Source organism: Oleiphilus sp. HI0079 (genome assembly GCF_001635105.1).
Map to the genome: position 1 here is coordinate 1 of NZ_LWFT01000010.1, position 789 is coordinate 789.

2 protein-coding genes are annotated in these 789 nt (G+C 49.0%); one reads left to right on the top strand and one right to left on the bottom strand.

Annotation, left to right across the window (positions count from 1 at the left end; all coding sequences use genetic code 11):
- Window positions 1-378: sulfate transporter CysZ (gene cysZ / locus A3750_RS00275; RefSeq protein ID WP_082873138.1), on the top strand; the 378-nt coding region annotated here is incomplete at its 5' end.
- On the opposite strand, the gene A3750_RS00280 is transcribed toward cysZ, so the two are convergent.
- Window positions 353-789, bottom strand: a 437-nt coding sequence (locus A3750_RS00280; RefSeq protein ID WP_231871649.1) for an ATP-binding protein, incomplete at its 5' end; no start/stop codon positions are given. The genes cysZ and A3750_RS00280 overlap by 26 nt on opposite strands.

Consider the following 789-nt stretch of genomic DNA (forward strand, 5'->3'; position numbering starts at 1 on the left):
AAACTGATTCCAAGAACCGTTTTCCGCGAGCTGCGCAAACTCATGTACTATTTACCGCGCGTATTGGCGCTGTTTGTTCTCGGATTGATCCCTGGCGTGAATGCGATTGTAGCGATTGTGTGGATCGTTTTCTCAGGCTGGATGATGGCGATACAATATGTCGACTATCCTGCCGACAATAATGGCGTTTCATTTGATGACTTAAGGAAAATCTTGGGTCAGCACCGTGGCGCAGCGCTGGGCTTTGGCCTGTGCACTTTTGGGCTAACGCTGGTACCAATCATCAACCTGATTATTTTACCTGCGGCTGTCTGCGGCGGGGTCGTTTTTTGGGTGAAAAAAGAATCTACCGTTAGCGCTGTTGTTGCACAGAACTAGAGTGATCAATAATCCGTTGATTTGGGAAGTGGCAGGTAAATTCACTTCCCTGATTGAGCACACTGTTTACTTCAAGCGTTGCGCTATGGTTAATCAACACGTGCTTTACAATGGCCAATCCAAGGCCTGAGCCTCCAGTATTCTGGTTGCGGCTTGGGTCCGCCCTATAAAACCGCTCCGTAAGTCGCGGAATATGAACGGGGTCAAAACCGCAACCGGTGTCCTTGACCAACAAGTGGCAACCAGCGTGATCCTGCAGCCACTTTATCAAAACATCGCCACCCGCCGGGGTATATTTCACAGCGTTAAAGACAAGGTTAGAGACCGCTGAACGCAACTGACTCTCAATGCCCCACACAGTTGAGAGACTATCAAGCTCAATGCGAATGGAATGTTTACGATCACCACTGT